Origin of the sequence: Moellerella wisconsensis ATCC 35017 (assembly GCF_001294465.1) — a bacterium.
Taxonomy (GTDB): domain Bacteria; phylum Pseudomonadota; class Gammaproteobacteria; order Enterobacterales; family Enterobacteriaceae; genus Moellerella; species Moellerella wisconsensis.
The window spans coordinates 1-764 of record NZ_LGAA01000037.1 but is presented as its reverse complement, the minus strand read 5'-3'; the positions used below and the strand labels follow the sequence as shown (position 1 = coordinate 764).

Below are 764 nucleotides of genomic sequence, written 5' to 3'. Positions count from 1 at the left end.
CCGCAACAAGCGCCCCGTCGTTGTTGCTGAGAACGACCACAGGGCGACCTCGTAAATCAGGGCGGAACGCTTCTTCGCAGCTGCAGTACATCGAATTGACATCGATTAAGGCGTACACGGGCGGTGTCTCATGACAGTGAACGTAACCACACCCCATATCTGCAGCGCCTCCGGATCAAACCTGATTGGCGGAAAAGCCGGATTCAGCGGCATCAGGCAGGGGTAAGGGCGGAGCTGCAGCTGCTTGACCGTAAATTCATTATCGATGCTGGCAATTACGATGCTGCCGTGTCGGGGCTCTTCTGCCCGATCGACGACCAGCACATCGCCATCATGAATGCGGGCATCACGCATGGAATCGCCGGACACACGCAAGAAGTACGTTGCGGCCGGACGCCGCACGCAGTAATCATGCAGGTTAAGTTCATTGGCCTCATAGCCTGCGGCCGGGCTGGGAAAGCCGGCCGCAACGGGCTCGGCAAAAAAAGGGAGTGCGTCGCCTTCCACTGAAGGCCGGGGATAAACGATATCCAGCGCCATAATCTAGCCTCCAATAACTGTTTATACATACAGTATATTGCAGGCTTCAGGAAACAGGCAATGCCGGCATATTTCATGCCGGCACGCTGGGGTCAGGTCAGGATGGTGGCCAGACGGCCAAGAACGTCGTCCATGATAGTCTCTGGCACCCGTTCGAGTCGTTTGCCGCCGCGGGCTTTCATATCGATCGTCCGGGGTTGATCGCAACGCACAACGCCGGTGGT

General features: G+C 57.2%; 2 protein-coding genes and 1 pseudogene. All 3 read right to left on the bottom strand.

Annotated elements, in window-relative coordinates:
* Positions 1-118, bottom strand: a 118-nt coding sequence (locus M992_RS14905) for a Y-family DNA polymerase (protein WP_455768826.1), incomplete at its 3' end; no start/stop codon positions are given.
* Positions 106-540 (bottom strand): LexA family protein, encoded by a 435-nt coding sequence (locus tag M992_RS14240; RefSeq protein ID WP_053909188.1) that lies wholly within the window; start codon positions 538-540, stop codon positions 106-108. The genes M992_RS14905 and M992_RS14240, both read right to left, overlap by 13 nt.
* A gap of 92 nt (positions 541-632) precedes the next feature.
* Positions 633-764: pseudogene (gene pemK-mt, locus M992_RS14235) on the bottom strand (type II toxin-antitoxin system toxin endoribonuclease PemK-mt); the annotation flags it as partial.

Bases quoted from the DNA above. Each gene is read 5' to 3' on its own strand.
- M992_RS14240 (WP_053909188.1), bottom strand. From the start codon at position 540: ATGGCGCTGGATATCGTTTATCCCCGGCCTTCAGTGGAAGGCGACGCA.